The 23,821-nt window shown below is 64.8% G+C and carries 25 protein-coding genes, 1 tRNA gene and 1 pseudogene; 8 read left to right on the forward strand and 19 right to left on the reverse strand.

Translation table 11 applies throughout. From position 1 onward, the window contains the following. From IL252_RS00005 to IL252_RS00040, 8 genes and pseudogenes are all read right to left on the reverse strand, one after another. Positions 1-184: pseudogene (locus tag IL252_RS00005) on the reverse strand (ISH3 family transposase); the annotation flags it as partial. Between the two features lie 4 nt (positions 185-188). Beyond that, a complete protein-coding gene (locus IL252_RS00010) occupies positions 189-404 on the reverse strand; it encodes a ribbon-helix-helix protein, CopG family (RefSeq protein WP_208625717.1) in 216 nt (71 codons plus the stop codon). A 452-nt stretch (positions 405-856) separates the two neighbouring features. After that, positions 857-1,834, reverse strand: coding sequence for a hypothetical protein (locus IL252_RS00015; RefSeq protein WP_208625718.1), 978 nt, complete (start codon positions 1,832-1,834; stop codon positions 857-859). A gap of 391 nt (positions 1,835-2,225) precedes the next feature. Beyond that, positions 2,226-3,548, reverse strand: a complete 1,323-nt coding sequence (locus tag IL252_RS00020) for a metallophosphoesterase (RefSeq protein WP_208625719.1) — start codon at positions 3,546-3,548, stop codon at positions 2,226-2,228. A 122-nt stretch (positions 3,549-3,670) separates the two neighbouring features. Beyond that, positions 3,671-3,922 (reverse strand): HalOD1 output domain-containing protein, encoded by a 252-nt coding sequence (locus IL252_RS00025; protein WP_208625720.1) that lies wholly within the window; start codon positions 3,920-3,922, stop codon positions 3,671-3,673. Between the two features lie 114 nt (positions 3,923-4,036). Further along, positions 4,037-4,513, reverse strand: coding sequence for a redoxin domain-containing protein (locus tag IL252_RS00030; protein ID WP_208625721.1), 477 nt, complete (start codon positions 4,511-4,513; stop codon positions 4,037-4,039). Between the two features lie 407 nt (positions 4,514-4,920). After that, positions 4,921-5,370, reverse strand: a complete 450-nt coding sequence (locus IL252_RS00035) for a hypothetical protein (RefSeq protein ID WP_170094388.1) — start codon at positions 5,368-5,370, stop codon at positions 4,921-4,923. 52 nt (positions 5,371-5,422) lie between these two features. After that, the gene (locus tag IL252_RS00040; protein ID WP_018258868.1) at positions 5,423-5,668 is read right to left on the reverse strand and encodes a CopG family transcriptional regulator; all 246 of its coding nucleotides are present in this window, start codon (positions 5,666-5,668) and stop codon (positions 5,423-5,425) included. Between the two features lie 316 nt (positions 5,669-5,984). On the opposite strand from IL252_RS00040, the gene dinB reads away from it, so the two are divergent. Both dinB and IL252_RS00050 read left to right on the forward strand, forming a co-directional pair. Then, positions 5,985-7,313: a DNA polymerase IV gene (gene dinB, locus IL252_RS00045; RefSeq protein ID WP_208625722.1), complete on the forward strand. Its 1,329-nt coding sequence runs from the start codon at positions 5,985-5,987 to the stop codon at positions 7,311-7,313. 212 nt (positions 7,314-7,525) lie between these two features. Continuing rightward, positions 7,526-9,520 (forward strand): DUF87 domain-containing protein, encoded by a 1,995-nt coding sequence (locus IL252_RS00050; protein WP_208625723.1) that lies wholly within the window; start codon positions 7,526-7,528, stop codon positions 9,518-9,520. Positions 9,521-9,576: 56 nt separating this feature from the next. On the opposite strand, the gene tpiA is transcribed toward IL252_RS00050, so the two are convergent. Continuing rightward, complete coding sequence (gene tpiA / locus IL252_RS00055) at positions 9,577-10,224, reverse strand: triose-phosphate isomerase (protein WP_208625724.1); 648 nt, start codon at positions 10,222-10,224, stop codon at positions 9,577-9,579. A gap of 104 nt (positions 10,225-10,328) precedes the next feature. Here tpiA and IL252_RS00060 point away from each other — a divergent pair, with 104 nt between their 5' ends. Further along, the gene (locus IL252_RS00060) at positions 10,329-10,889 is read left to right on the forward strand and encodes a response regulator transcription factor (protein WP_170094392.1); all 561 of its coding nucleotides are present in this window, start codon (positions 10,329-10,331) and stop codon (positions 10,887-10,889) included. Here the strand turns inward: IL252_RS00060 and IL252_RS00065 are convergent. From IL252_RS00065 to hisC, 4 genes are all read right to left on the reverse strand, one after another. Then, a complete protein-coding gene (locus IL252_RS00065; protein ID WP_153553493.1) occupies positions 10,886-11,407 on the reverse strand; it encodes a multiprotein bridging factor aMBF1 in 522 nt (173 codons plus the stop codon). The genes IL252_RS00060 and IL252_RS00065 overlap by 4 nt on opposite strands. A gap of 109 nt (positions 11,408-11,516) precedes the next feature. After that, positions 11,517-12,125 (reverse strand): CDP-alcohol phosphatidyltransferase family protein, encoded by a 609-nt coding sequence (locus tag IL252_RS00070; protein WP_208625725.1) that lies wholly within the window; start codon positions 12,123-12,125, stop codon positions 11,517-11,519. After that, on the reverse strand, positions 12,122-12,628 hold the full coding sequence (locus IL252_RS00075) for an adenylate kinase family protein (protein ID WP_208625726.1): 507 nt from the start codon (positions 12,626-12,628) through the stop codon (positions 12,122-12,124). The genes IL252_RS00070 and IL252_RS00075 overlap by 4 nt, the downstream gene beginning before the upstream one ends. After that, entirely contained in the window at positions 12,628-13,698 is a 1,071-nt protein-coding gene (hisC, locus tag IL252_RS00080) for a histidinol-phosphate transaminase (protein ID WP_208625727.1), read from the reverse strand. The genes IL252_RS00075 and hisC overlap by 1 nt, the downstream gene beginning before the upstream one ends. A gap of 118 nt (positions 13,699-13,816) precedes the next feature. Here hisC and IL252_RS00085 point away from each other — a divergent pair, with 118 nt between their 5' ends. After that, positions 13,817-14,503, forward strand: a complete 687-nt coding sequence (locus IL252_RS00085; RefSeq protein WP_208625728.1) for a chemotaxis protein CheC — start codon at positions 13,817-13,819, stop codon at positions 14,501-14,503. A 40-nt stretch (positions 14,504-14,543) separates the two neighbouring features. After that, positions 14,544-14,993: a hypothetical protein gene (locus IL252_RS00090; protein ID WP_018258858.1), complete on the forward strand. Its 450-nt coding sequence runs from the start codon at positions 14,544-14,546 to the stop codon at positions 14,991-14,993. Here the strand turns inward: IL252_RS00090 and IL252_RS00095 are convergent, their stop codons facing one another. The 3 genes from IL252_RS00095 to IL252_RS00105 form a co-directional block, all read right to left on the reverse strand. Next, the gene (locus IL252_RS00095; protein WP_208625729.1) at positions 14,994-16,628 is read right to left on the reverse strand and encodes a GMC family oxidoreductase; all 1,635 of its coding nucleotides are present in this window, start codon (positions 16,626-16,628) and stop codon (positions 14,994-14,996) included. It lies immediately after the preceding gene. Between the two features lie 149 nt (positions 16,629-16,777). Beyond that, a complete protein-coding gene (locus tag IL252_RS00100) occupies positions 16,778-17,551 on the reverse strand; it encodes a fumarylacetoacetate hydrolase family protein (protein ID WP_153553500.1) in 774 nt (257 codons plus the stop codon). Between the two features lie 380 nt (positions 17,552-17,931). Continuing rightward, positions 17,932-18,990, reverse strand: coding sequence for a CNNM domain-containing protein (locus IL252_RS00105; protein ID WP_208625730.1), 1,059 nt, complete (start codon positions 18,988-18,990; stop codon positions 17,932-17,934). An 89-nt stretch (positions 18,991-19,079) separates the two neighbouring features. Here IL252_RS00105 and IL252_RS00110 point away from each other — a divergent pair, with 89 nt between their 5' ends. Continuing rightward, positions 19,080-20,171 (forward strand): ATP-binding protein, encoded by a 1,092-nt coding sequence (locus IL252_RS00110; RefSeq protein ID WP_244256602.1) that lies wholly within the window; start codon positions 19,080-19,082, stop codon positions 20,169-20,171. A gap of 118 nt (positions 20,172-20,289) precedes the next feature. Then, the gene (locus tag IL252_RS00115) at positions 20,290-20,724 is read left to right on the forward strand and encodes a GNAT family N-acetyltransferase (protein WP_208625731.1); all 435 of its coding nucleotides are present in this window, start codon (positions 20,290-20,292) and stop codon (positions 20,722-20,724) included. Positions 20,725-21,006: 282 nt separating this feature from the next. Here the strand turns inward: IL252_RS00115 and IL252_RS00120 are convergent. Further along, a tRNA-Lys gene (locus IL252_RS00120) sits at positions 21,007-21,080 on the reverse strand. Between the two features lie 130 nt (positions 21,081-21,210). On the opposite strand from IL252_RS00120, the gene IL252_RS00125 reads away from it, so the two are divergent. Further along, positions 21,211-22,662 (forward strand): DHH family phosphoesterase, encoded by a 1,452-nt coding sequence (locus tag IL252_RS00125; protein ID WP_153553503.1) that lies wholly within the window; start codon positions 21,211-21,213, stop codon positions 22,660-22,662. Between the two features lie 33 nt (positions 22,663-22,695). Here the strand turns inward: IL252_RS00125 and IL252_RS00130 are convergent, their stop codons facing one another. After that, positions 22,696-23,010 (reverse strand): PRC-barrel domain-containing protein, encoded by a 315-nt coding sequence (locus tag IL252_RS00130; RefSeq protein ID WP_170094401.1) that lies wholly within the window; start codon positions 23,008-23,010, stop codon positions 22,696-22,698. A gap of 109 nt (positions 23,011-23,119) precedes the next feature. Further along, positions 23,120-23,665 carry a hypothetical protein gene (locus IL252_RS00135; RefSeq protein WP_208625732.1) on the reverse strand — a complete coding sequence of 182 codons (546 nt, stop codon included), beginning with the start codon at positions 23,663-23,665 and terminating at the stop codon, positions 23,120-23,122. Between the last annotated feature and the right edge of the window lie 156 nt (positions 23,666-23,821).

A 23,821-nucleotide genomic window follows, 5' to 3' on the forward strand; every position in this document is an offset into this window, starting at 1 on the left:
ACAGCGTAGAGACCGAGGTCCCGTCGGCGCATGCGCCGACGAGGACCTCGTAGATGTCCTCAGCGTCGATTTCAGCGTTGTTGGCGAGGCTCAGAGAGACTTCCTCGTCAAGTCGGTTGACGAGGAAATTAAGGAGCTGGTCTTCGTGGATTTCACTGTCTGCTTGCTGCTGCTGTTTGGACACATCTTCAGCAAGCAGACGTTCTAACTAACCGGCTTTGTGAAGTACTGATGATTTCTCGCACCCGTTCAACGTGGTTCGTCTCGGATTGAACGAATGCTGTGAGGATGGCTTCGACGATCTCGGAGCGACTGGCTCCGAGATCGTCACACTCATCGACCAATTCATCCACTTCTCGCACGATTTCCTCGTCAACAGCGACGCCGAATTTCTCTTTCGCCATTGATAAAACAATTTAGCAACAGCGTGCACCAAGTGTACGCCGGTTTCAATTTGTCTGAGCTGATTCAGCAAGCCATGTGAACTCTTCTATGACAGGCTCTATATTCCGCCAATATCCGAGAATAGTGACTGATAATTATTCGATGACATTTTGTGATTGCATACTTAGTATCGAAGGGCGAGTGAATGAACCGACCAGATTACTTCTACACGAAAGATTTGAGAACACGTGAGTTGAGAGCGCGAGACCGAAACTATTGGAGACAGTTCGGTCTCGTGCGTGCGGCGGGAACAATCATCCCACTACGTTGAACGGTTATATTTTACGAGGTATAGATAAATAAATGACCCAAACACATGTCCGTATATTACCGGTGAGCATCCGACCCAATCATTATAATCGGATCACTTGTGAGGAGTGAGATCTGAACAATACTCTCTTCACGCCAATCATTAGATATATCCTAAGTTTCTGAGTCGCTCGTCAACCTCCTCCAGTTCGTCCGTTTTCTCACTTTGTGGTTGATAGCTCCCTTCGTCGGTCGCTGTCGTCTCGACCCATGGGACTCTTTTGACGGCAGGATGGGGCAATCCTGGTGGATGGCCGGTCAGCCCTAACTCTCCAATGAGTTGTCCATGATCTGCTGTTATTACGACCCGTTCTGCCTCAATATTCTTGAGTAAAAGACCGACTGAATCCAGAACTGCCCTCAGATTCTCTATATAGCCCTCCCACAATTCCTCGTGGGAGATTTCGCCGGCCTCGTACTTGTTGTACGGTCTGTCATAGACCAACTTCGACTCGGTGGCGGGGTCATCGGTGCGGGAAATGAATGGGCGATGTGGCTGGAAATAGTGGACGACCATTCGATCAGCAACACTCTGTCGACCGATGTCTATTGCTCGGTCGGTGGCCTTCGATGGTGGAACGTTCCCTCCGAGGTTCGTCCTGTCAGTCGACACCACCTCGAAATACGCGAAATCGGTCTTCCGTACTGGGTTCCATGCCAGAGACCCGATCGGAAATGCCCTCTGGTACGGTGGGTTGAGTTCATCTCTAAAAGTTGCTGTCGCAAACGGATTGGTCGAAATCAGGGCGGTCTCTTCGATCTCGCCTTTGTATCTGGTTGAAAATGTTTGCACGGTCCACTCGTGGGAAGAACTACCGACTGACCAGATCGTGTCTACATCCGTTATAAACGGATACTCATCTGCGACTTCGCGCATCGCATCAACACGACAGGCGTCTAAGACGAGTAGCAGATCCCACTCCTCAGAGAAGATGTTTTTGCCGATCGGATATCGACTGGTGACCGTGAAATTAACTCCATTGAACACGTCTAGTCCAGCGCGTTGAACCGCATACGTAAGTGACCGGTCAGTGATGTTTTGTTTAAACTCCCGTACGAATTGAAGTGGGTCCACAGTCATACAGTGATACAGACATCAACGAGGGCAACGATATATAACTTCGTACACTCTTCCAGAGATCGCGTTAAGCTATAGTAACAATTGAAACGATTCACACACCGGTCGCACTGCTGTCGTGCGATCGAGTGTGCATTGACTTTCAATAGCTACTATAGCTAAGTATCCCCATCTAGTTTTCTCGACTGCATGGCAGCCCAACAGACGCCATCCTTCGACGATCTTGAACCGGTCGACACGAACACGCAGGACGACGAGTACGATAGCGAGTGGATCGAGCTCGACCAGGGCGAGGACGTGGGCGGCATTCGCCACACCGAGCAGACTGCCGTCTTCGAGCCGGAGGACGGCGAATCTCGTCGGGAAGTGACTGTTGACGCCGACGAGGCGCGGGTCACTTGCTGGTCGGCTCCGCGTCGTCGGCTCCGACGACTGTCTCGTCGGGCAGATCCACGTCGGGCGTCCGGCCGAGCGTCAGCAGTCGTTCGGTGAGAGTCAGTTCGTCGGGACTCGGCGTCGGCTTCTCGATCTGTTCGTACTCGACGGCGACGCCGTCCTCGGTGGGGGCGATTCTGACCGCACAGAGCTGATAGGAGGGGTAGAACACCGGCGGGAGCAGGCCAATGACGCCGTCCCGGCGGTGGAGGCGTTTGAGCCACGTGCCGGTGTTGACGACGAGGCCGCCGTCGACGCTCTGGACGGAGGGGCGGTGGGTGTGGCCGTAGCAGAAGATGGTCGTCGCCGGCTGCTCGTCGAAGACCGTCCGGGCGGCCGCGGCATAGGGTGCCTCTGCGTCGACGGTCAGGCCGGTCTCGAAGATGCCAAAGCGGTCGATGGTCTTCCTGATGTCGCGTCGGAGCAGGGACAGTGGGATCGCGACGAGCAACAGGACACCGGCGACGGCGATGTTGATCGCGAGCAAGAACCACACTGCGGTTCCGATGGTACCGAACTGACCGAGGAACGTGGTCGTGGCGTTGACGGGGAGCGACCAGATGTTCAGGAGATCCAGGCCGGCCAGGACGGCCAGGACGGCGCTGACGTTGAACAGCAACAGGAACGGGATCAGTGCGTACCGCAGTACCGGATTCATCTCGCGGTAGAAGTACTTCGAGAGCATCCAGACCGGCACGCGCTCCGTGGGCGTGACCGCCTGGACGTCCTTGAGCCAGTTGTACTTCCCCCGGTTCGAGAGCTGGCCGGCCCGGCTCGTCACGAGCGTGTTGTAGTAGTAGCCAAGCGGCGTCACGTGTGGGTCGCCCCAGTTGTCGATGTGGTTGTTCGGATCCTGCTGGTGGCCGTGTTCGAAGTGGATCGCGTGGTCGCCGACCGGGCGAGTGATCGATTTCGACTGGACGAGATCGACGTTGTACTCGGCGAAGCGCTCGACGTAGGCGTCGTAGGCGGCGAGTTCGTGGTCGTGGTTGCCGGGGACGAGCGTGATGGGAATCTGGTCGCCGGTCGCGCGCAACTGCGCGAACAGCTCCGGATACGTCGATTCAAGCACGTCGAACTTCGCCATCCCCTCGACGGTGGTGAACTCCCAGAGGCCGAACGCGTCGCCGTTGATGACCAGCGCAGCGTTCTCGTCGGTCCGTTCCAGCCGTTGCAGGAAGGCGAGCAGTTCGTCGAGAAAGTCGACCTCCTCCAGTTGCTCGTCGCCGCCGATGTGGAGGTCGCTGATCACGTAGTAGACGCGGTCGTCGTCGCCGGCCATTGCACTATGGTGTCGAGGCCACCGCAAAAGGCGTTGCTCTCGGTAAGTGGGATCGCCGGCCGTTCGGCTGCCGTCCGCCACCGCCGAGATCGGTCGTCTCGGAGCAGTGACAGCCGGCGGTGTCAGTGCCGACCCGTACTGGTCACGTCGATGCCGACACCGGATTCTCGAACGGAGACGCTGACGCTGGTACCGAAGTACTCGAACTGGAGTTGGCTGCCCGCCTCGGCAGTGCTCACGAAGTCGTCGATCGCTTCGGGATCGAGCGCGTCGTAGAGTGGTGGGAGGTCGGTTCGGGGCACGTCCCGCGTGTGTGCGACAGTCCTGATGATCCGATCGCTCGGTGTCAGCGGCTCGCCGTCCGTCTGTAGCATTGTTCTCGTCGCAGGGCTACGCGGTAGCGTGTGAAAAGTGACGCTCATTCTGATAGTACAGTCGTTATCTATTCTTGGTTGCCAGAACGGGGAGGAGTACGCGCAGCCAGCCGATCAGGCGGCTGCTTCGACGGCGGCCAGCACGTCGTCGTAGTCGGGTTCGTTGGTGGGGTCGTCGGCGACCCAGCTGTAGGTGACTGTGCCGTCGTCGTCGAGCACGAACACCGCGCGGTTGGCGATGCCGTGGAGGCCGAGGTCCTCGATGTCCATCTCCAGGTCGTAGGCGCGGATCGCCTCGCCGCTCATGTCGCTGACGAGGTCGAACTCGATGCCGTGTTCCTCTCGGAACGCACCCTGTGAGAACGGCGAGTCGGCGCTGATACCCAGCAGTGTCGCGCCGGCCGCTTCGAAGTCCGCGAGGTGGTTCTGGAGCGCGACCATCTCGTTGGAACACGGCGGCGTGAACGCGCCGGGGAAGAAAGCCAGGACGATCGGGCCGTCGCCGACGTGGTCCGAGAGGTCGAACGGTTCGTGATCGCTCGTTCCGACAGTCGCCGTGAACATCGGGGCGGAGTCTCCTTGGGATACCATCGCCCGAGGGTACACACGGTGCGGTTGTAAAACCGACCCCAAACGGACGGGCAGTGTTTAGTGAACTGATTTTGGGTAGCAATGCATCGAAAGCCCTCGCGCTGTTCCGGTCCCGGGACCACTGCTGCGCTCCGGTGGGTGCTTGCAGGGTCCGGGTTCCCGGAACGGCGCTCGCCCTTTCATCCGCCAGGACGTAGCTGGTGGCACTGTCCACGAGCCTGGTGGATGAAAGGGCGAGGTGCGCTTCGCGGCGTCTGCGGCGGCTCTATCCTCGCTCCCGCTCGGATAGAGCCGCCGCAGACGCCGCCGAACGTGTCGAGGGCTTTCGGTGCAGCAACGGCCGCATTCGATTCACTAAATACGACCAACGGACGCCGCGTCGTCGCCGGTCGTAGCAGCACTCGTGGTCACTGGTCGGTCGCGGTCTCCAGTAGCGTCTCGCGCTCCTCGAAGAAGGCGGGCGCGTCGGCGTCGGCCTCCAGTTCCAGCACTCGTGTGATCGCCTCGGTCGCGTCGCTCTCTGCCTGGAGGGACGCTGCGAGGTCGACGTAGGCTGCTGCGAGTGTGCCGATCTCGTCGAGGCGCTCCTGCTTGTCGGCGACCGTCGACTGCTTGGCCTCCAGTTCCGCGACGGTCGTCTCGTCGACGGCCTCGCCGGGGCCGGCCGGCTGGTCTGGACTGTCTGCCTGTTCCCGACCGGACGCGAGTCGGTCGCGGACGGCGGCGGCCTCCGTGTCGATCTCGTCGAGGAGGTCGTCGATCTCCGCAGAGAGTCGCTCCGACTGGCCCGAGAGGAGGCGCGCCTGTGTGTGACAGTAGTCTACGACGGCCTCGACTGACTGCTCACGGTCGTCCATACTGGAAGTACGCCATCGAGCGGGAAGGTCGTTCCGTCACGAGCCCGGCCGCTCAGAACGTGAAGTCGTCGCCGCTGCCCTCGTCGCGGGCTGCGGGGTCGGTCTGGTCGTTCATGTTCTGATCGAAGAGGTTCTCACCGGGTTCTTCGGTCTCTTCCTCGGCGGGTCCGTACGCGGACAGGCCCATCGTCAGCAGTTCCTCGTAGGCCTGTTCGCGGTTGAGGTACTCGCCGGACTCGACGAGCCGGTCGATCTCGGAGACGATCCGGTCGGGGAGGTCGACGCTTGTCTTGGCCATGTTCACCCCTCTGTGAGGTACCACCGTCAACGTTACGCTCCCCGTAAGGGCGCTGCCGACACGAACATTAAAGTATGTGTGGTGTTAACATGGATGTAGCGCCAGGGAGCAACCGGCGGGAACCACCGTCGAGGCAAACTGGTCGTGGCACTGCACCACAACGTCGAACGCGGCGACCGTGGCTCCGATCCCACCACGAACGCACACCAGCGGAGTCCACGGTTGCCCCCTTCACTGGCAGGACCGATCCCCCTGCCTCGCACCGTTTCGCTTTTTTGCGCGAACGTTAAGGGCTCGGGCTCACGTAGCCACCGCTATGGACGGGGCCCGGTTGCCGGGAACGTCGGCAGACGACGGCGACCGCATCGTCGCCCACGTCGACATGGACTGCTTCTACGCGGCCTGTGAGCGCCGCCGCGAGCCGGCACTGGAGGACGAACCCGTCGTTGTCGGCATGGGCTTCGAGCCCGGAGAGACACACGGTGCGGTCGCGACGGCCAGCTACGAGGCCCGCGAGTACGGCGTCGACAGCGCGATGGCGATCTCGGCGGCGCTCGAACGGCTCCCGCGAAAGGTCGACGCCGTCGAGGATCCGGCCCTGGATGTCGCCGACGCCGGCTTCTACCGGCCGGTCGACATGGAGTACTACGAGTCGGTCAGCGACGCGGTCCGGACGATCCTCCACGACCACGCGCCGGTCGTCAGAGAGGTGAGCATCGACGAAGCGTATCTCGACGTGACCGACGTGACAGAGTGGGAGGCCGTCGAGCAGTGGGCGGCGCGACTGAAGGACGAGATCCGATCGACCGTCGGCGTCCCGGCCAGTGTCGGTGTCGCCCCGACGATGAGCGCCGCCAAGGTCGCGAGCGACCGCGACAAGCCCGACGGGCTCGTCGTGGTCGAACCGGGGGATGTCCGGAAGTTCTTCGCAGACCTCCCGGTCGAGGACGTTCACGGCGTCGGCCCGGTCACGGCCGAGGAACTGGGCGAGCTCGGGATCGAGACGGCCGGGGAACTGGCGAGCGAAGAACCGGACGTGCTCGAAGCGCGCTTCGGTGAGCGCGGGCTGGAGATCTACCGCTACGCACGCGGCGAGGACGACCGCGATGTCACGCCCCGCGGGCGGCCAAAGAGCCTCTCGCGGGAGTCTGCCTTCACCGAGGCGACGGACGACCGCGAGCAACTGGCCGACCGCGTCCGCTCGCTCGCGGCGTCGGTCGCGGATCGGGCCACGAGCAAGGACGCGCTGTACCGGACGATCGGCATCAAGGTGGTGACGCCGCCGTTCGACGTCAACACTCGCGCCCGCTCGCTTCCGGGACCGGTCGACGAGCCCGACCTGGTCGAATCCGTCGCGCTGGACCTGCTGGACGAGTTCGAGGGCCAGCGCGTCAGGAAGGTCGGCGTCCGCGTCTCGAACCTCTCCTTCGCCGCGGGTCGACAGGCGAGCCTCGGGGGCTTCGACGGAGCTGACGACGATGGCGAGAGCGTCGAGACGACGAAGGTCGACGACGGAGCCGCCGAACGGGCTTCGGACGGACAGGTAACGCTGACCGGTGCCCCCTGGGCCGGCGACGAAGCGGCCGACGACGCCACGGCAGACTCTCTGGAAGGCCAGACGACGATCGACGACTTTCGCGGGTGATACTGCCGGCTGTACCTTCGTGACGAGCTTCGCCACCCCGGGAGTGGCGAAATCGGTCACAGATGTACAGCCGGTAGTACGAGCGTCGGCGTCCCCAGCGACGGCACACGACGGCCGTTCTCGCCGCTCGTCGCCCGCCCGCTCGGCTGCGCGTGACGGGCGTCTGACGGAGAGTTATGAGGCGGTGGAAACTGGTAGTGGACAACTGAACCATGGCCGAGACGGAACACATCACTGTCGCGACGACCAGCGCCGGTGTCGGCGGAACTGACGAACCGGACCGTTCCGTCGACCTCCCGGTCGTCGAACTCCTCACCGGCCGGGGGTTCGTCACGGGCAAGTCCGGCTCCGGAAAGTCCAACACGGCGTCGGTCATCGCCGAGAAGCTGCTGGACAACGGCTTCGGACTGTTGATCGTCGACATCGACGGAGAGTACTACGGCCTCAAAGAGGAGTACGAGATCCTCCACGTCGGCGGCGACGAGGAGTGTGACATCCAGGTCACCGTCGAACACGCCGAGAAGATCGCCTCGCTCGCGCTCGAACAGAACGTTCCGATCATCCTCGACATCTCGTCGTTCCTCGACCAGGAGGAGGCCGAGGACCTCCTCACCGAAGTCGCTCGGCACCTCTTTGCCAAAGCCAAAAAGCAGAAACAGCCGTTCCTCATGCTCGTCGAGGAGTGCCACGAGTGGATCCCGGAGAAGGGGTCGGTCAACGAGGTCGGGCAGATGCTCATCAAGATCGGCAAGCGTGGGCGCAAACACGGCCTCGGAATGGTGGGGATCTCCCAGCGGCCGGCCGACGTGAAGAAAGACTACATCACGCAGTGTGACTGGCTGGTCTGGCACCGGCTGACCTGGAACAACGACACCAAAGTCGTCGGTCGGATCATCGACTCGGAGTACGCCGACGCCGTCGAGGATCTGGACAACGGCGAGGCGTTCCTGATGACCGACTGGGCCGAGACCATCCGCCGGGTCCAGTTCCACCGCAAACAGACCTTCGACGCGGGCGCGACGCCGGGACTGGACGACTTCGAACGGCCGGAGTTGAAGTCAGTCAGCGACGACCTCGTCAGCGAACTGGAGACAATCAGCGAGGAGAAAGAACAGACTCAGGGACGGATCAAGGACCTCCGGGAGGAACTGGACAAGAAGAACTCCCGGATCGCAGAGTTGGAGAAGGAACTCCAGGACGCCCGTGACATGACCCGCATGGCCGAACAGTTCACCGAGGCACTGCTGGACCACGTCGAGGGGTACAACCCCGGCCGCACGCAGAAGGAGAAAGAGCGGACCCGACAGGCACAGCTCCGGGGTGCGCTCGACGACGGTGACGAGGCCGACGACGAATCGACTGAGGCCGAATCGACCGAGCACGAACCGACGGAGGGCGAATCGACCGACGACCAGTCCGCGGGATCGGACGGCCCGGACGGGGAGCCGACCGACGAATCCGAGCCCGCATCGGCCGCGGACGAACCAGCGGACACCGCTGACGAACCCGTCGATAGCTCGGACGAACCCGCCGACACGCCGGACGAAGGCGCTGTGGCCCCAGACACGGACGAACCCGCTCCCGACGGGACCTCTGGCGGCGGGTTCGGCGACGCCTTCGGCTCGTTCGCCGACGGTGGCCCCGCCATCTCCGGCGGCGAGCCGGCGGGCGACGCTGGCGAGGCGACGACTGCCGATGGCTCGACCGACGCCACCGACGACGCTGGCGACGAACCGGACGGGCTCGACCTCGACTTCGAACCGGCGGCCTCGGGGAACGCCGACGGCGGTGCCGAAGTCGCGTTCGCGGACGCGACGGCCGAGGAGAACGAGTCCGGCGACGCTGACGACCGGCGAGAGTCCTCCACCGACGAGGGACCCCACTCACAGCCGCGGTTCGTGGTCGACCTGCGAACCGAACTCGAAGAGATGGACGAGAAGACCAGACGGATGTTGCAGTACTACGTCGAGCAGGGCGCGGACACGCCGCTGAACGCGCACTTCTCTGCGGGCGGGAGCGGTGATCGGACGAGCGCCTACGCGCACAACCGCGAGCTCCGGCTGGCCGGGTTCGTCGAACACGTCGGCCGCGGGCGGTACGCGCCGCGGCTGAAAGCGCTCGTCCGAGAGCGTGCTCCGGACGAGCCGTCGGCGACCGCGGTCGTCGACGCCGTCACGGAGCTTCGAAGCACGATCGGAACGGCGTGAACGGGCGGGCTCTCGCCCCGAAGTTCCACATCTGCCGACCCGTCGAGACGGTGACGTTACTTCAGCGGTGCGACCAGATCCTCCAGCGCGGCACGCGGATCGTCGGCCTTGGCGACGCCGCTCGCGAGCAGGACGCCGCTCGCGCCGAGGTCGCCGGCCGACACCACGTCTTCGCCGGTCGAGATGCCAGCGCCACAGAGCACGTTGACGCTCTCATCGACCGACGCCGCGGCCGAGACCGCGTCCGTGACGATGTCCGGGTCGGCCTTGCTGACCGGCGTCCCGGTCCCGATCAGGGCGGGCGGTTCGACGGCGACGGCGTCCGGTCCCAGCGCCGCCGCGGCGGCGATCTGTTCGGGGTTGTTGGCACAGACGATCGTCTCCAGGTCCGCGCGCTCGGCGGCGTCCAGCGAGCCGTCGACGTCGGCGAGCTTCAGTCGGTTCTCGGAGTGGTTCAACAGCGTCCCGGTCGCACCGGCGTCGGCCGCGGCCTCCGCGAGCGTGGAGCCGGTGTGGCTGCCGTGCTCGACGGGACTGACGTGCTGGGCCCACGTCTCGACACCGGTCTCGGCGACGGCGTCGAGGTGGGCCGCCTGGGGGGCGACGGCGACGCGAACGCCGGTCTCGTCGCTCACGTCGGCGGCGGCGGTCGCGACTTCGATCGGATCACACGGGTACGCTTTGAGGTTTACCAGAACGAACATACAGAGGCCACCGGACGCCGGGATCATATGCGTTGCGTGACGGCCCCGCGCTCGCCGGTCCCAGTATCGTTAATACGAACAAGCGGGTACCCACTGCTACGAGCGTGAGTGATCTGGTGCCAGACGAACCGACGGTGTTGGTCGTAGAAGACGAGCCCCAGCTGGCGGATCTCTACGCGGAGTACGTCGACGACTCGTACACGGTCCTGACGGCCTACAGCGGCGAAGCGGCGATCGAACAGCTCGACGAGGCCATCGACGTCGTGCTGCTCGACCGGCGGATGCCGGTCTGCTCGGGCAACGAGGTGCTCGCCGCCATCGAAGACCACCCACTGGACTGTCGGGTCGCGATGGTGACCGCCGTCGACCCCGACTTCGACATCATCGAACTCGGCGTCGACGACTACCTCGTCAAACCCGTCACCCAGGACGAGATCCGGGAGGTCGTCGATCGACTGTTCAAGATCTCGGAGTACAACGATCAGCTCACGGAACTCACCGGAAAGAAGCTCAAGCGCAACGTCCTCCAGGTCGAGAAGCCACCGCGTGAACTCGAAGCCAGCGAACGGTTCCAGCAGCTCGAAGCCGAGATCAGAGAACTCGAAGCGACGGTCGAGACGATCGCAGACGACCTCGACGTCGAGGAACGCGACCTGCGACTCTAGTCCTTTCGCTTGACCACGTCGCCGAGCGTGTACTCGCCACTCGACGAGCCACCGCTCCACTCCTCGTCGGCGTCGGTGCCGCCGGCACTCAGCGAGATGTCGAGCTCGCGTTCGAGCGTCGTCTGGACGTCGTCGCTGGGCAGCGTGTCGCCGTGTTCGAGCTTGCGGATCAGACTCGCCTTCAGATTGAGCTCACCGGCCAGCTCCTCTTGAGTGAGGCCGCGTTCTTCGCGGGCCTCGCGGATTCGCTGATCGTAGTCCTGTGCCAGCTCGTCCATCTCGTCGAACATGTCGTGTCGGGGGCGGCTACTGGAGCTGCTGGAACTGCTGGAGCTGCTCCCGGAGCTGCCGGACGAAGAACTGCTCGTCGAGTACTTCGTCGAGGTCGAGGAGCTGTCCTCCGTCGTGACCTCGGTCCCGAAGTCGGTACATTCGTCGCAGACGTCGAGCTCGGCACCCTCGATCTTCACTCGATTCGGAGAAGCGACGTCCTTCCCGCACATCTCACACTGAACCATACGCACGGCTTCGATGTGGCGAGGCATAAATGGTGTGGCACCGGGTCACGGCTCGTCGTGCCTCCCAGTCCCGAGTAGCGTTCCCCGTCGCGACGGACTGTGGCGTCGGTCAGTCCAGCGCCCGCATCGCGTAGTAGAACCGCTGGAGCGCCGTCAGGTGGCCCACGACCGCGAAGACGACCAGCAGCCAGCCGACGACGGTGAGCCCCTGGAAGGGCTGGGTGAGGACGGCCGCGAGCGCGCCCGCGACGCCGATCAGCGCCAGCCGATCCGCGCGACCGAGCAGCCCGCCGTACACCCGATCGAGGTCGACCGCCTGGGCCTGTGTGCCGAGGTAGGAGGTCATCAGGACGCCGGTGACGGCCGCCAGTCCGAGGTCGTACCGACCGATTCCGGCCGCGAGGCCGACCAGCATGACGATGTCGGCGTACCGGTCGAGCACGTGATCCAGCAGGTCACCGCCAGAGGAGGCGACCGACAGCTCTCGAGCCAGCGCGCCGTCGACGAGGTCGAGCCAGCCGTTGGCGAACACCAGCACGGCACCGACGGCGTACAGCAGGGGCCGATCGCCCGCCAGGAAGAACACGCCGCCGGCTGCGGCCGCGAGGGCGAACGCGACGACGCTGACGCCGTTGGGGCTCACGCCCAGCCGTTTTGCGACCGTCACGAAGGGGCCAAGCGCCCGGTCGGCGAGTGGGCGGAACTGATCCAGCGTCATAGCCACTCGACGAACGAGACGGTGCCGGCACTCGGCTCGCGCTCACCGGCGACGACGGCCTCGATCGCTTCGGCGACCGCTGCTCTCGATCGGTCCGTCGTGTCGATCTCGTAGACGGCGTCGGTGCCGTGGGCCTCGACGGCCTCGGTGAGGATCACGTCGAGGGCCTCGCTCTCCGCGTTCTCCGCGATCGAGGCGTCGCTCTCGTCCCGGTCGGCGAGGCGCTCCTCGATCGTCGCCGGGTGTGCCCGCAACACGATCACGCGATCCGCGTCGAAGTGGTGGGCGAGGTGAGACTCGACGAGCACGTCGTCGCGGCCGTCGAGCCACGACTCGATCGCCGCGAAGTCGGCCACGACGCTGTCGCGGTCCTCGTCGACGCCGTCGGCCAGCCCCTCGCGCTTGATCGCGTCGTTGAGGTGGATCACGTCAAGGTCGGTCGCCAGTCGCTCGGTCGCCGTCGTCTTCCCGGTGCCCGGCGTCCCGGTGACCGCGACGCGCATCAGTCGAGCACCCCGTTGACGACCTCGACGGCCGTCTTCGCGTCCTCGCGCGTGCCACAGGTGATCCGGACGCACTCGGGCAGGCCGAAGCTGCCACAGTCTCGGACGATGACGCCGTCGCGCTGGGCCGCGTCGGCGACGGCCTCGGCGTCGCCCACCTCCGCGAGCACGAAGTTCCCCCCGCTCTCCCAGGTCCGTGCGTCGAGGTGCTCGTGGTAGTACTCGCGGGCCCACCGGGCGGTCTCGACGGTCTTCTCGACGTGTTCGTCGTCGTCCAGTGCGGCCAGTCCCGCCCGACAGGCCAGTTCGCTGGCCGCGAACGGGGTGTTGATGCGCGCGTAGGCGTCGGCCCACTCCTCGGGGACGAAGCCGTAGCCGAGGCGAACACCGGCGAGTCCGTACGCCTTCGAGAAGGTCCGCAGGACGGCCACGTCGTCGCGCTCGTCGACGAGTGCGCGCGCGCTGGTCGCGTCGGTGAACTCGCCGTAGGCCTCGTCGACGAGGACGAGCGTCTCCTCGTCGGTCCGGTCGGCGATCTCGGCCACGTCGTCGTTTCCGATCTCCGTCCCGGTGGGATTGTGGGGGCTGGTGAGATAGACGATCCGCTCGCCGTCGTAGGCTTCGAGCACCGTCTCGGCCGTCTGCTCGAAGTCGTCGGCCTTCGAGAGGGTGTACTCTCGGATCGTCCCGTGGTGGAACCGCGCGCTCATCGGGTAGTAGGCAAACCCCGGCGCGGGGACGAGGACCGCGTCGCCCGGCTCCAGCATCGCGCGGGCGAAGTAGTCGAGGACGCCGTCGCCGCCGTTGCCCAGCCAGACCTGTTCCGGGGCGAGCCCCCAGCGGTCGGCGAGGCGATCGACGAGGTCCGCGTGGGAGGCCTTCGGGTACGAGTGCATCTGTTCGGCCGACGACCGGATCGCCTCGACGGCGGCCGGACTCGGACCGTACATGTTCTCGTTCGACGCGAGCTTCACGAGATCGTCCGGGTCCACGTCGAGTTCCCGAGCGACCTCTTCGATCCCTCGCCCGGCACGGTAGACGCCGTGGGCCGAGAGGTCCCGTGGTTGCATGGTCGATGCAAGCGGACGGGAGGGCTTAAGCGTGCTCACTGTGGGCGGTGTGGCGCGATTACAGTCGTTGATAGCGCGGGGGAAAACAATATGATACGGGCACTGTTCCTGTGAATCGATGCCGTTACTCATCGACGTTCGGAAGCTGTCGATCATCAACCAGCTGATCAAGAGCGGGGCCGAGAACGTCACGGCCTCGCTGGAGACGCTGGCCGGCGTCGAAGCGACCGTCGAGATCAAGAGCCTCTCGTTCGTCGAACCGTCGGACATCCCCGCAGAGATGGGTGACGGCGAGATTTACGGGGCTCGCGTCAGGCTCACCGAGCCGCCCTACGGCGTCTTCCTGATGACCTTCTCCCCGGCGACGGCGGCCGAGGTCGCCAGTCTGCTCACGAACACGTCGACGGAAGACGGCTTCAATCAACTCCACGAGAGCGCACTCTCGGAGATGTGTAACGTCCTCACCTCGGGGTTCATCGACGGCATCGCGAACACGCTGGAGACGACGATCGACTTCGCCACGCCACAGCTGGAACGGGATCAGGCGACGGCGATCGCCGACGACGCGTTGACCCACGTCAGGCGCGACTCGATGTCGATCGTCCTGGACTCGATCGTCGACATCGCCGACTCCGACGTGGCGTTCAAGCTCCGGATCTTCCTCGTTCCGGACCCGGGCTCGTTCGTCCACGTGATCGACCAGCTGGAGCTCGATCGGTCGACGAGCGAGCCGACGCGGTCGAAGGCCCACGAGGTCGAGGAGCTCGACATGACGGCCGACGACCCGGTCGATCTCGGCGAGTAATCCCCACTGTTTGATTACGGTCGAGTCCCGACGGCAATCCATGAGCGAGCTACTGGCTGGTATCTACGCCGTCCACATGACGTTTGCCGCTCTGTGGACGGGGAGTGTCGTGTTCGTCGCAATCGCCGTCCTGCCGACCGCGATGGACGGCGAGGGATCGCCCGCGCCGCTGTCGGCGATGATCGGGAAACTGAAGCTCATCTCGCGGACGAGTGCCCTCTTGCTCTTCCTCACTGGCGGCCACCTCGCGGCGACCCAGTACGGAGCCAGCGGTCTCACGGGGACGTTCCGTGGCTACCTCGTCATCGCGATGCTGGTCCTCTGGTTCGTGCTGGCCGGCCTCGTCGAGGTCGGATCGAGCAAGCTCACGGACGGGTTCGACCAGCAGAAGCTCAGAGAGCCGGCGCGGAACGCCCGGCCGTTCTTCCTGGGGGCGACGGTCGTCGCCGTCCTCCTGTTGCTCGACGCGGGCATCATCCTCGGTATCTGATCACAGCCGTTCGTCGAGTGCGTCGCCACACCGAAGCGCCAGCGCCGCGATCGTCAGCGTCGGGTTCATCGAGCCCGCGCTCGGGAACACGCTCGACGACGCGATCCAGCAGTTGTCCAGGTCGTGGGTCCGGAGGTCGGGGTCGACGACGCTCGCTGCGGGGTCGGTCCCCATCCGCGTCGTCCCCATGTGGTGGGCAGCGGGACCGGTCGAGTCTGGCCCCGCAGTCCAGCCGATGTCGACGCCAAGCTCCGAGAGGACGGCGTGTTGAATGCGGTTCGCCCGCTCGATCGTTCGGAGCACGCGCTCGCCCCACGACCAGTGGATCTCCGGGACCGGGTTGCCGTGGTCGTCGGTCGTCGACGAGTCGAGCGTGATCCGGTTCTTGGCCCGCGGGGGCTGGCCGACGAGCCCCCCCATCGCGACGTGGTTCCCGTAGCCCGCCCGGAGGTCGTCGAGCAGGTCGTCACCCCACGTCTCGGCGTCCAGCGCCATCTCGACCGGCGACGGGCCGGCGTAGTTGAGAAACTCCAGTTTGATCGGCGACAGTGGCTCCTCCGCCTGGGCGACGACCACGTCGCCGTCTCTGGTGACCGCCTGTCCGGGCTCGTCGTAGAACTGGTGGCTCTCGCTGGTGAGGAAGCCGACGTGGTTCTGGCGGGTCGGCTCGTCGATCGTCCCGCCGGCCCCGGCAAAGAGGTGTTCCATGAAGTACCGGCCGACAGCGCCCGAACTGTTCGCCAGTCCGTCGGGATGATCGGGCGAGCGAGACAACAGGAGGAGCCGCGGAATCTCGATCCCGCCGGCCGCCAGCACGAACTGGCGAGCCCGCTGGCGGTGTTCGGTTCCGTCCGGCGTCGCGTACACCGCGGCCGCGATCCGTTCGGCGTCGTCGCCGGTCTCCAGTCGCTGGACCGGTGCGCGGTCGACGACTCGGGCACCCGCGCGCTCGGCCTTCTCGACGTGGGTGTCGGCGCTGTACTTCGCGCCGGAGGGACAGACCGGCTGACAGGTTCCGTAGCCGACGCAGGCCGATCTGTCGTCGTAGGGCTCGCTGTTGCGAGCGTTGGGCACGCTGTGGGTCGTGATACCGAGCCGTTCGCAGGCGGATGCAAACAGCGAGTCGCTGTACGACGGCTCGAACGCCGACATGGGGAACGGCGTTCGCCGTGGCGGTCCGAAGGGGTTGTCCGACGCCCCCGCGACGCCCAGCGCCGACTCCGCCTCGGCGTAGTAGGGGCGGAGCTCCTCGTAGTCGATCGGCCAGGCCGGATCGTCGTTCGGGTGGTCCCCGGCGAAGTCTGTCGGATGGAGCCGCGGGACCATCCCCTGCCAGTGGAGCGTCGACCCGCCGACGCCCTTGACGCGGTTGGCGTTCAGCGGGTAGAACTGCTCGCCGCCCGTCGAGTACTCGTCGCGCTCGCCGCCCATCTCCCAGATCGACAGGTCGTCGTGAGCCGGTCGGATCGAGCGCTCCATCTGCTCGGGCCGTGCGTCGAAGTCGAACCGCGGCCCCGCTTCCAGTACGACCACGTCGTGGCCGGCGCTGGCGAGCCGATGGGCCACGAGCGCGCCGGCCGGCCCCGCACCGACGACGCACACGTCCTGTCTGGGTGACGGCGTGTGCGACTGCACGCGCGAGAATTAGGCAATCCTAAACTTATGGGTTGTCATCCGGACCAACACCACTCTCCACGGCGATGGGCACGGTCGTCGACGCCAACGACACGTTCTGTGACCACTGGAAACGGCGAACGGTGCACTAAGAAATCCCGCCGTTCCGGTCAGGGAATCCGCACGCTGTGTTTGAGCGTGCCGACGCCCTCGATCTCGATCTCGACGTTGTCGCCGTCGGCCAGCGGGCCGACACCCTCCGGCGTCCCGGTCGCGATCACGTCGCCGGGCTCTAACGTCATGTAGGCCGTGATCTCCTCGATGAGCTCCGGGATCGAAAAGATGAGGTGTTCGATCGAGGAGGACTGTTTGGTCTCGCCGTTGACGCGGGTCTCGATCGTCGCGTCGTCGGGGACGTGTTCCGGCGTCGCGACGAGGGGGCCGATGGGACACGCGTTGTCGAAGGCTTTCCCGCGAACCCAGTTTTGTTCTCTCTCCTGGTCGTCGCGGTTCGAGAGGTCGTTGACGCAGGTGTAGCCCGCGATCACGTCCTCGGCGTTGCGCTGGCTGACGTTCTTGCACTGCTCGCCGATGACCACGCCCAGCTCTGCCTCGTAGTCGATCCGGTCTTTGTCCGCCAGCAGCGTCACCGTCTTGTCGTGGCTCGCGACGGTGTTTGGCGGTTTCAGAAAGAGGAGCGGTCGATCCGGCACGTCGTTGTCCATCTCGTCGGCGTGCTCCGCGTAGTTGCGGCCCACACAGACGATCTTCGTGGGCTCGCAGGGCGGGAGTACGTCGACTTCTTCCGGGGCGTAGGATTCGTCGCCGAAGGCGATGCGGCCGTAGGGGCCGGCCGCCGCCGTGACGACCGGCTCACCGTCTTCGACGGTCCACCGCCCGCCACGGACGTTCCCCGCAGAGTCGCGAAATCGAACACGCTTCATACGGCCGGCAACACGGCCGGTACTGATAAGCGTTTACACGGCCATTCGAGGGCCGTCGTGCGGTACGACGGCTGCCTAGGATCCTATCGTCAGTCGTCTCTGCCGTCGGGCGAAACGACCGCACGCCGCAGCGGTCGGGCCACACCGTCGGCCGTCCATCTGTGACGGTCGACGCCGCCACGGACGGCGAATCGATTCATACTACCGGCTGTAAATCTGTGACCGATTTCGCCACCCCGGGGTGGCGAAGATCCTCACGAAGTTACAGCCGGCAGTATCAGGCCGTTATAGTAACAATTGAAACGATTTACACACCGGTCGCACTGCTGTCGTTCGATCGGGTGTGCATTGATTTTCAATGGCTACTATAGCCAACGGGCTCACTCCACGTCGATGGGATCTTCGATGTCGCCCGTGATCGACTCCAGCAGGTCGGTGACGGTCACCATGCCGACGACCTCGCCGTTTTCGATGACCAGCGCGAGTTCCTGGTTCTCGGCCTGGAACTGGTCGATCGCGTCGCTGACGTCCACGTCCGGCGAGAGAGTCACCGGCGGAGCTGCGAGCGCTTCGAAGTCGACGGTTCCCTCGGCCAGATCGTCGCGGTGGCGTGCGAAGACCGGGAAGTAGAGGATGCCACGGAAGTCGGTCAGCTCCCCGCCGACCAGCGGGTACCGGGTGTGTGGGTTCTCGGCCATCCGCCGGAAGTTCTCCGCTGGGTCGACCGTCGTCGACAGCGCGACGATCTCGTCGGTCGAGACCATGACGTCACGAACGGGCTGTTCGCCGATCTGGAGTGCGTTCATCACCTCGGTGCGACGCTCCTCGCTGAGGTCGCCCTCGTCCAGGACCGACCCGAGCTTGTTCCGGAGGTCCGCCCGCGACTCGATGACGTCTTGTTCGGTTTCGAGCCACGCGCCGGTCATCTCGATACCGAACAGCTTCAGCGTCCACTTGGCGACTCCGTCGCCGACCGTGATCAGCGGCGAGATCAGGTGATTGAACCAGTACAGCGGCCTCACACCGTAGCGACACACCATCCGGGACCGCTCGACCCCGAGGTACGTCGGCGTCTGCTCGCCGTGGGTCAGGTGGAGGAGGTTGATGATCAGGAACGCGAGGATGGCACCAGAACCGACCGTCGCGAGCAGGGTATTCCTGAACAGCGGTTCGAACAGCGCTGCCAGCGCCGGCTCGGCGACGATCCCGACGGCGATGCTCGAAGCCGTGATCCCGACCTGACAGGTGGTGAGATAGATTTCGAGGTTCTGGGTCATCTCCCACGCCCGTTCGAGCGCGGCGTCGCCGTCGCCGACGAACTCGGACTCGGAGAACTGGCGAGCCCGCGTCAGCGCGAACTCGATCGCGACGAAGAAGCCGTTCGCGAGTATCAGCGCGACACCAGCGACCAGTCTGACGCCGATCTCTGGAGGATTCATCGCCGATCCGTTCTGGCCGACGCCTGTTATACCTCATGGATCGAAAACCACCGCAAAGTGTTTGTTCCAGAGTTCCCTAATTTCCCATTGTGAAATTGTCGCGTCGGCTACGGGACTCGCTCGCCGGGAAGCTCCCGGCCGCGCCCGTGCTCGTCGTGACGGGGATCCTGTGGTTCGGCGGCGCAGTCTGGAACTTTCAGGGAGAAGTCACGACGCTCGAAAGTGCCGCGTTACCGGTCGTAACGTTCGTGCTGACGGGTGGATTCTCGACCGGCGTCGTCTTCGTCGGCTACCGGCTCTCCCAGAGCCAGTTCACACCCGAACAGCGGTGGTCGATCGTCGGCTGGACCGTCGGCGGACTGGGGATCACGGTGTTGTTGCACACCGCGACGCTGGCGATCCGCGCCGCGGAGGGGCGACCGATCGGCGAGCCCCAGTTCCCGCTGCTCGTCGCCGGGGGCGTGGGCGCACTTGCGGGCTACGGGATCGGTGAGTTGCTGGTCGACGTACGCCGGTCGGCCGCCCGGGCCGAACGGGCTCGTGACGGCATGGCGTTCGCGAACAGCCTCCTGCGCCACGACGTTCGCAACGCTCTGCAGGTAATTCTCGGACAGGTCGACGTGTTGACGGCCGTCGACGACGAGCGAGCGACCGAGGCCGCGAACCGAATCGAGAGCCAGGTCGAGGCGCTGTACGATCTCACGGCCAACGCCGAGGCCGTCACGGGCGTCCTGACGGGCGAGGCGACTCCGGAACCCAGAAACGTCGTCGAAGACATCGAGGCGAGCGTCGCGACCGTCACCGAATCGTTTCCCGACGCCACCGTCGAGACCGCACTGCACGACGAGCTGGTCGTCCGGGGCACCGACGCGCTCAGACCGGTCTTCGCGAACATTCTCGACAACGCTATCGAACACACGGGTCCAGAACCGACTATTCGCGTGACGACCGAGACGGCCGACGGTATCGTCCGCGTTCGATTCGCCGACGACGGCCGAGGCATTCCCGAGGCCCAGCGCTCCCAGATCTTCGAACGCGGCGTCACGACCGACGGAGGGAGCAACGGGCTCGGGCTCCACATCGTCTCGACGCTGGTCGAACGCTCTGACGGCTCGATCTACGTCGAGGACAGCGATCTCGGCGGGGCGGCGTTCGTCGTCGAGTTACCGATCGCGGAGTGAGACCGCTGGACGGGACTTCCCGACCGGGACGGCGACGTTCGCGAGCGACGGGTGTGCCACGGCAGGGTAACCTGCACGGGAGGGAAGCGTTTTGCCCGTCCAGAAACTGCAGGCGGACATGAGCGACCCCACTGTGACCGTCCTCCCGGGCGACGCCGACCTCGAACCCGCCTTCGACGTTCGCCGCGACGTGTTCGTCGACGAGCAGGGCGTCGACGAGGCAATCGAGATCGACGGCAAAGACCCCGACGCGACCCACGTTCTCGCCGAGGTCGACGGCGTCCCGGTCGCCACCGCACGGCTGCGAGTGATCGACGACGGCGTCGGCAAGGTCGAGCGCGTCGCGGTTCGTGGCCCTCACCGCGAGTCCGGCGTCGGTCGCCAGGTCATGCATCGGATCGAGCAACTCGCGATCGACGACGGGCTCGACCGCCTGGAACTGCACTCCCAGACCCGTGTCGAAGGGTTCTACGAACGACTGGGCTACGAGACGGTCAGCGACGAGTTCGACGAAGCGGGCATTCCCCACGTCGAGATGCGAAAGGACCTGTGAACGCGACGATCCCCGAAGGCCGCCCGTGACCGGTTCCGTGGCTCACGGACTCGTTCGCGATGCTCCCGGCACCTCACGTTCGTTCGAAACACGAGAAACGGGCCGGAAGGGATTTGATACTACCGGCTGTAAATCTGTGACCGATTTCGCCACCCCGGGGTGGCGAAGATCTTCACGAAGTTACAGCCGGCAGTATGAACCACGGTCAGAGCGAAGCTCTTCCCTGCTTCAAATCCATCCGCGAAGCTCTTGGCTTCTCACGTTCGTTCGAAACACAAGAAGCGGGCCGGAAGGGATTTGAACCCTCGACCGACGGCTTAAGAGGCCGTCGCTCTGCCAGACTGAGCTACCGGCCCAGTGCATTCGAACGTTAGCGGGGCGAGTAAAATAGGTTTCCTTTCGACGCCGCCGTGCAGGGGTTCCACATCCCGCCGCCACCGGAGACAGTTGATATAAGAGGCTTCGATCCGACTCGTATACACACAAATGAGTACAGCCAGCGGGATCACCATGGCCTCTATGTCGAAGTACGCTATTCTCGGGTGTGGGAGCGTGGGCCATGCCGTTGCGGAGGAACTGGTCGACGAGGGCAAGGACGTGCTGATCCTCGACCGCGACGAGGGACGGGTCGAAGCACTGCGCGACCAGGACCTCAACGCCCAGGTGGGCGACATCGCGGACGACGAGATCAGCCAGACGCTGAGCGACAGAGACGTGGTGTTGATCCTCTCGTCCGACGTCGAAGCCAACGCCGCGGCGGTCCGGAACATCAGGGCCGACGACGGCGAGCAGTTCATCGTCGCCCGGGCCGACGACCCGGTCTCGGCCGACGATCTCAGCGAGGTCGGGGCGGACGTGGTGATCAACCCCTCGACCGTGATCGCCGACTCGGCGATGCGGGCTCTCGAAACGGGCGAGTTGGAGTACAAGGCGAGCCAGCTCGCCGAGGTCATCGAGGACACCGACCAGCGGATGGCGGTGCTCATCCACCGCTCGCCGGACCCAGACTCGATCGCCAGTGCGGCGGCGCTGCGGACGATCGCCCAGAGTCTCGACGTGGAGGCGGACATCATCTACGAGGGCGAGATCGGCCACCAGGAGAACCGGGCGTTCGTCAATCTGCTCGGGATCGACCTGGTCTCGCGCGACGACGTCGACCTCGACGACTACGACACGTTCGCGCTCGTCGACACCGCCAAAGGCGGCGACCCGACGGTCGAACAGGTCGATCTCATCATCGACCACTACGAGCACGACCACGCGCACGACGCGACCTTCGAGGACATTCGACCCAACGTCTCTGCGACCTCGACGATCCTGACGAAGTACATCCAGGAACTGGAGCTGAGCCTCCAGCAGGAGGTCGCGACGGCGCTGCTCTACGGGATTCGGGCGGAGACGCTCGACTTCAAGCGAGATACGACGCCGGCCGATCTCACGGCGGCGGCGTACCTCTATCCGTTCGCCGACCACGACACGCTCGAACAGGTCGAGTCGCCGTCGATGTCCCCGGAGACGCTGGACGTGCTCGCGGAGGCGATCCGCAACCGCGAGGTCAAGGGCTCGCATCTGGTCTCGAACGCGGGGTTCATCCGCGATCGCGACGCTCTGTCACAGGCCGCCCAGCACCTCCTCAACCTCGAAGGGATCACGACGACGGCGGTGTTCGCGATCGCCGACGACACGATCTACCTGGCGGCACGTTCCAAGGACATCCGGATGAACATCGGCAAGGTACTCGACGACGCGTTCGGCGAGATCGGCGACACCGCGGGCCACTCGACGGACGCCAGCGTCGAGATTCCGCTGGGCATCTTCACCGGCATCGAGACCAGCGAGGACAACCGCGACACGCTGCTGGCACTCACCGAAGAAGCCGTCCGGAGCAAACTGTTCGAAGGGATGGGCGTCGACAGCGAGAGTTCGAACGGGAACTGACGGGCGTCTGGTGGCGGTCGCCGCGTCGATTCTCTAGGCGGTAACTTCGTCTTCTTCCTCTTCGTCGGCGGGTTCGTTGCCCGCTTGGAGTCGCTCGACGATGTCGTTGACCACGACGACGTCGCCGACGGCCTGGACCCAGCGGTAGGGGACGATGACGCCGCGCGCCTGGTTCGCCTTCGCCGAGAACAGTTCGCGGTTCAGTTCGTGCAGCGCGAGTCCGGTCACGCTCTGGCGGTCGAGGTCGAGCCGGATGTCTTCGACTTCACCGACGAAGACGCCGGTGTTCGTGTACACCTCGCGACCCACGAGCGTCGTGATTTCCTGGGGAACGCTGTCCCGATCCATATGGCTCCGGAGGGTGGCCGGCACCTTAATTGTTGGTAGGTGTCTGACGCGGCGGCCACACGACCGCCTGTCGTCGGCCACTCGTCTGGTCCCCTCGCGGGCGAACACCTCACCGCGCGTCGACGACGCGGTCGACGCTGCGCGCGAAGCTGTCGGCCAGCTGGTCGTCGAGCGCGTCGCCGGTGATCGTGTAGACGCCCCGGAGGGTCCGGTCGCGGGCCGCCGTGGTGACGTGATCGAAGAAGCGACACACTCGGTCCTGATGGGCGTACATCGCCAGTACGTCGAGCGCGTCGAACAGGACCCAGCCGTGGCCGGCGTCGAGTGCGCCCAGCGCGCTCGTAAAACGCATACTGAGGCCGGTCAGATCGTCCGGGACGACCGGCTCGCTCGTCCACAGCGGTCCGTCGTATTCGAGCTCGGAGCCGGTGACCGGCACCAGCCCGACCCTCTCGACGGCCAGGCCGCGTTCTCGAAGCCGGCGTTCGACGGTCGCCGGTGGCGTCGACGAGACGAACACGACGTTGCCCGTGACGCTCCTCGGCAACAGCGAGAGCGACCGCTGCATCGACGGCATCGAGACCAGTACTTGCGTTCCGGGCTCGACGCGGAGTCGCCGGTCGTCGAGTCCCTGTGTGTCGTTTTCGCTGCGCACGTCGTGTCACCACCGACCGCACTGCCGGCACAGGCCGCTGGGCCTGCACCACCCAGAGGGGACCCAGCCCTCGTTTCTGGTCGTTGATTCGTCCCGACGCTTAAGTGTATTCCGCCCCCGTTCTCGCCGCCCCCAAACAGTATCGGTCACTGAGAC

This window comes from Halomicrobium sp. IBSBa, from assembly GCF_017612575.1.
Classification (GTDB): domain Archaea; phylum Halobacteriota; class Halobacteria; order Halobacteriales; family Haloarculaceae; genus Halomicrobium.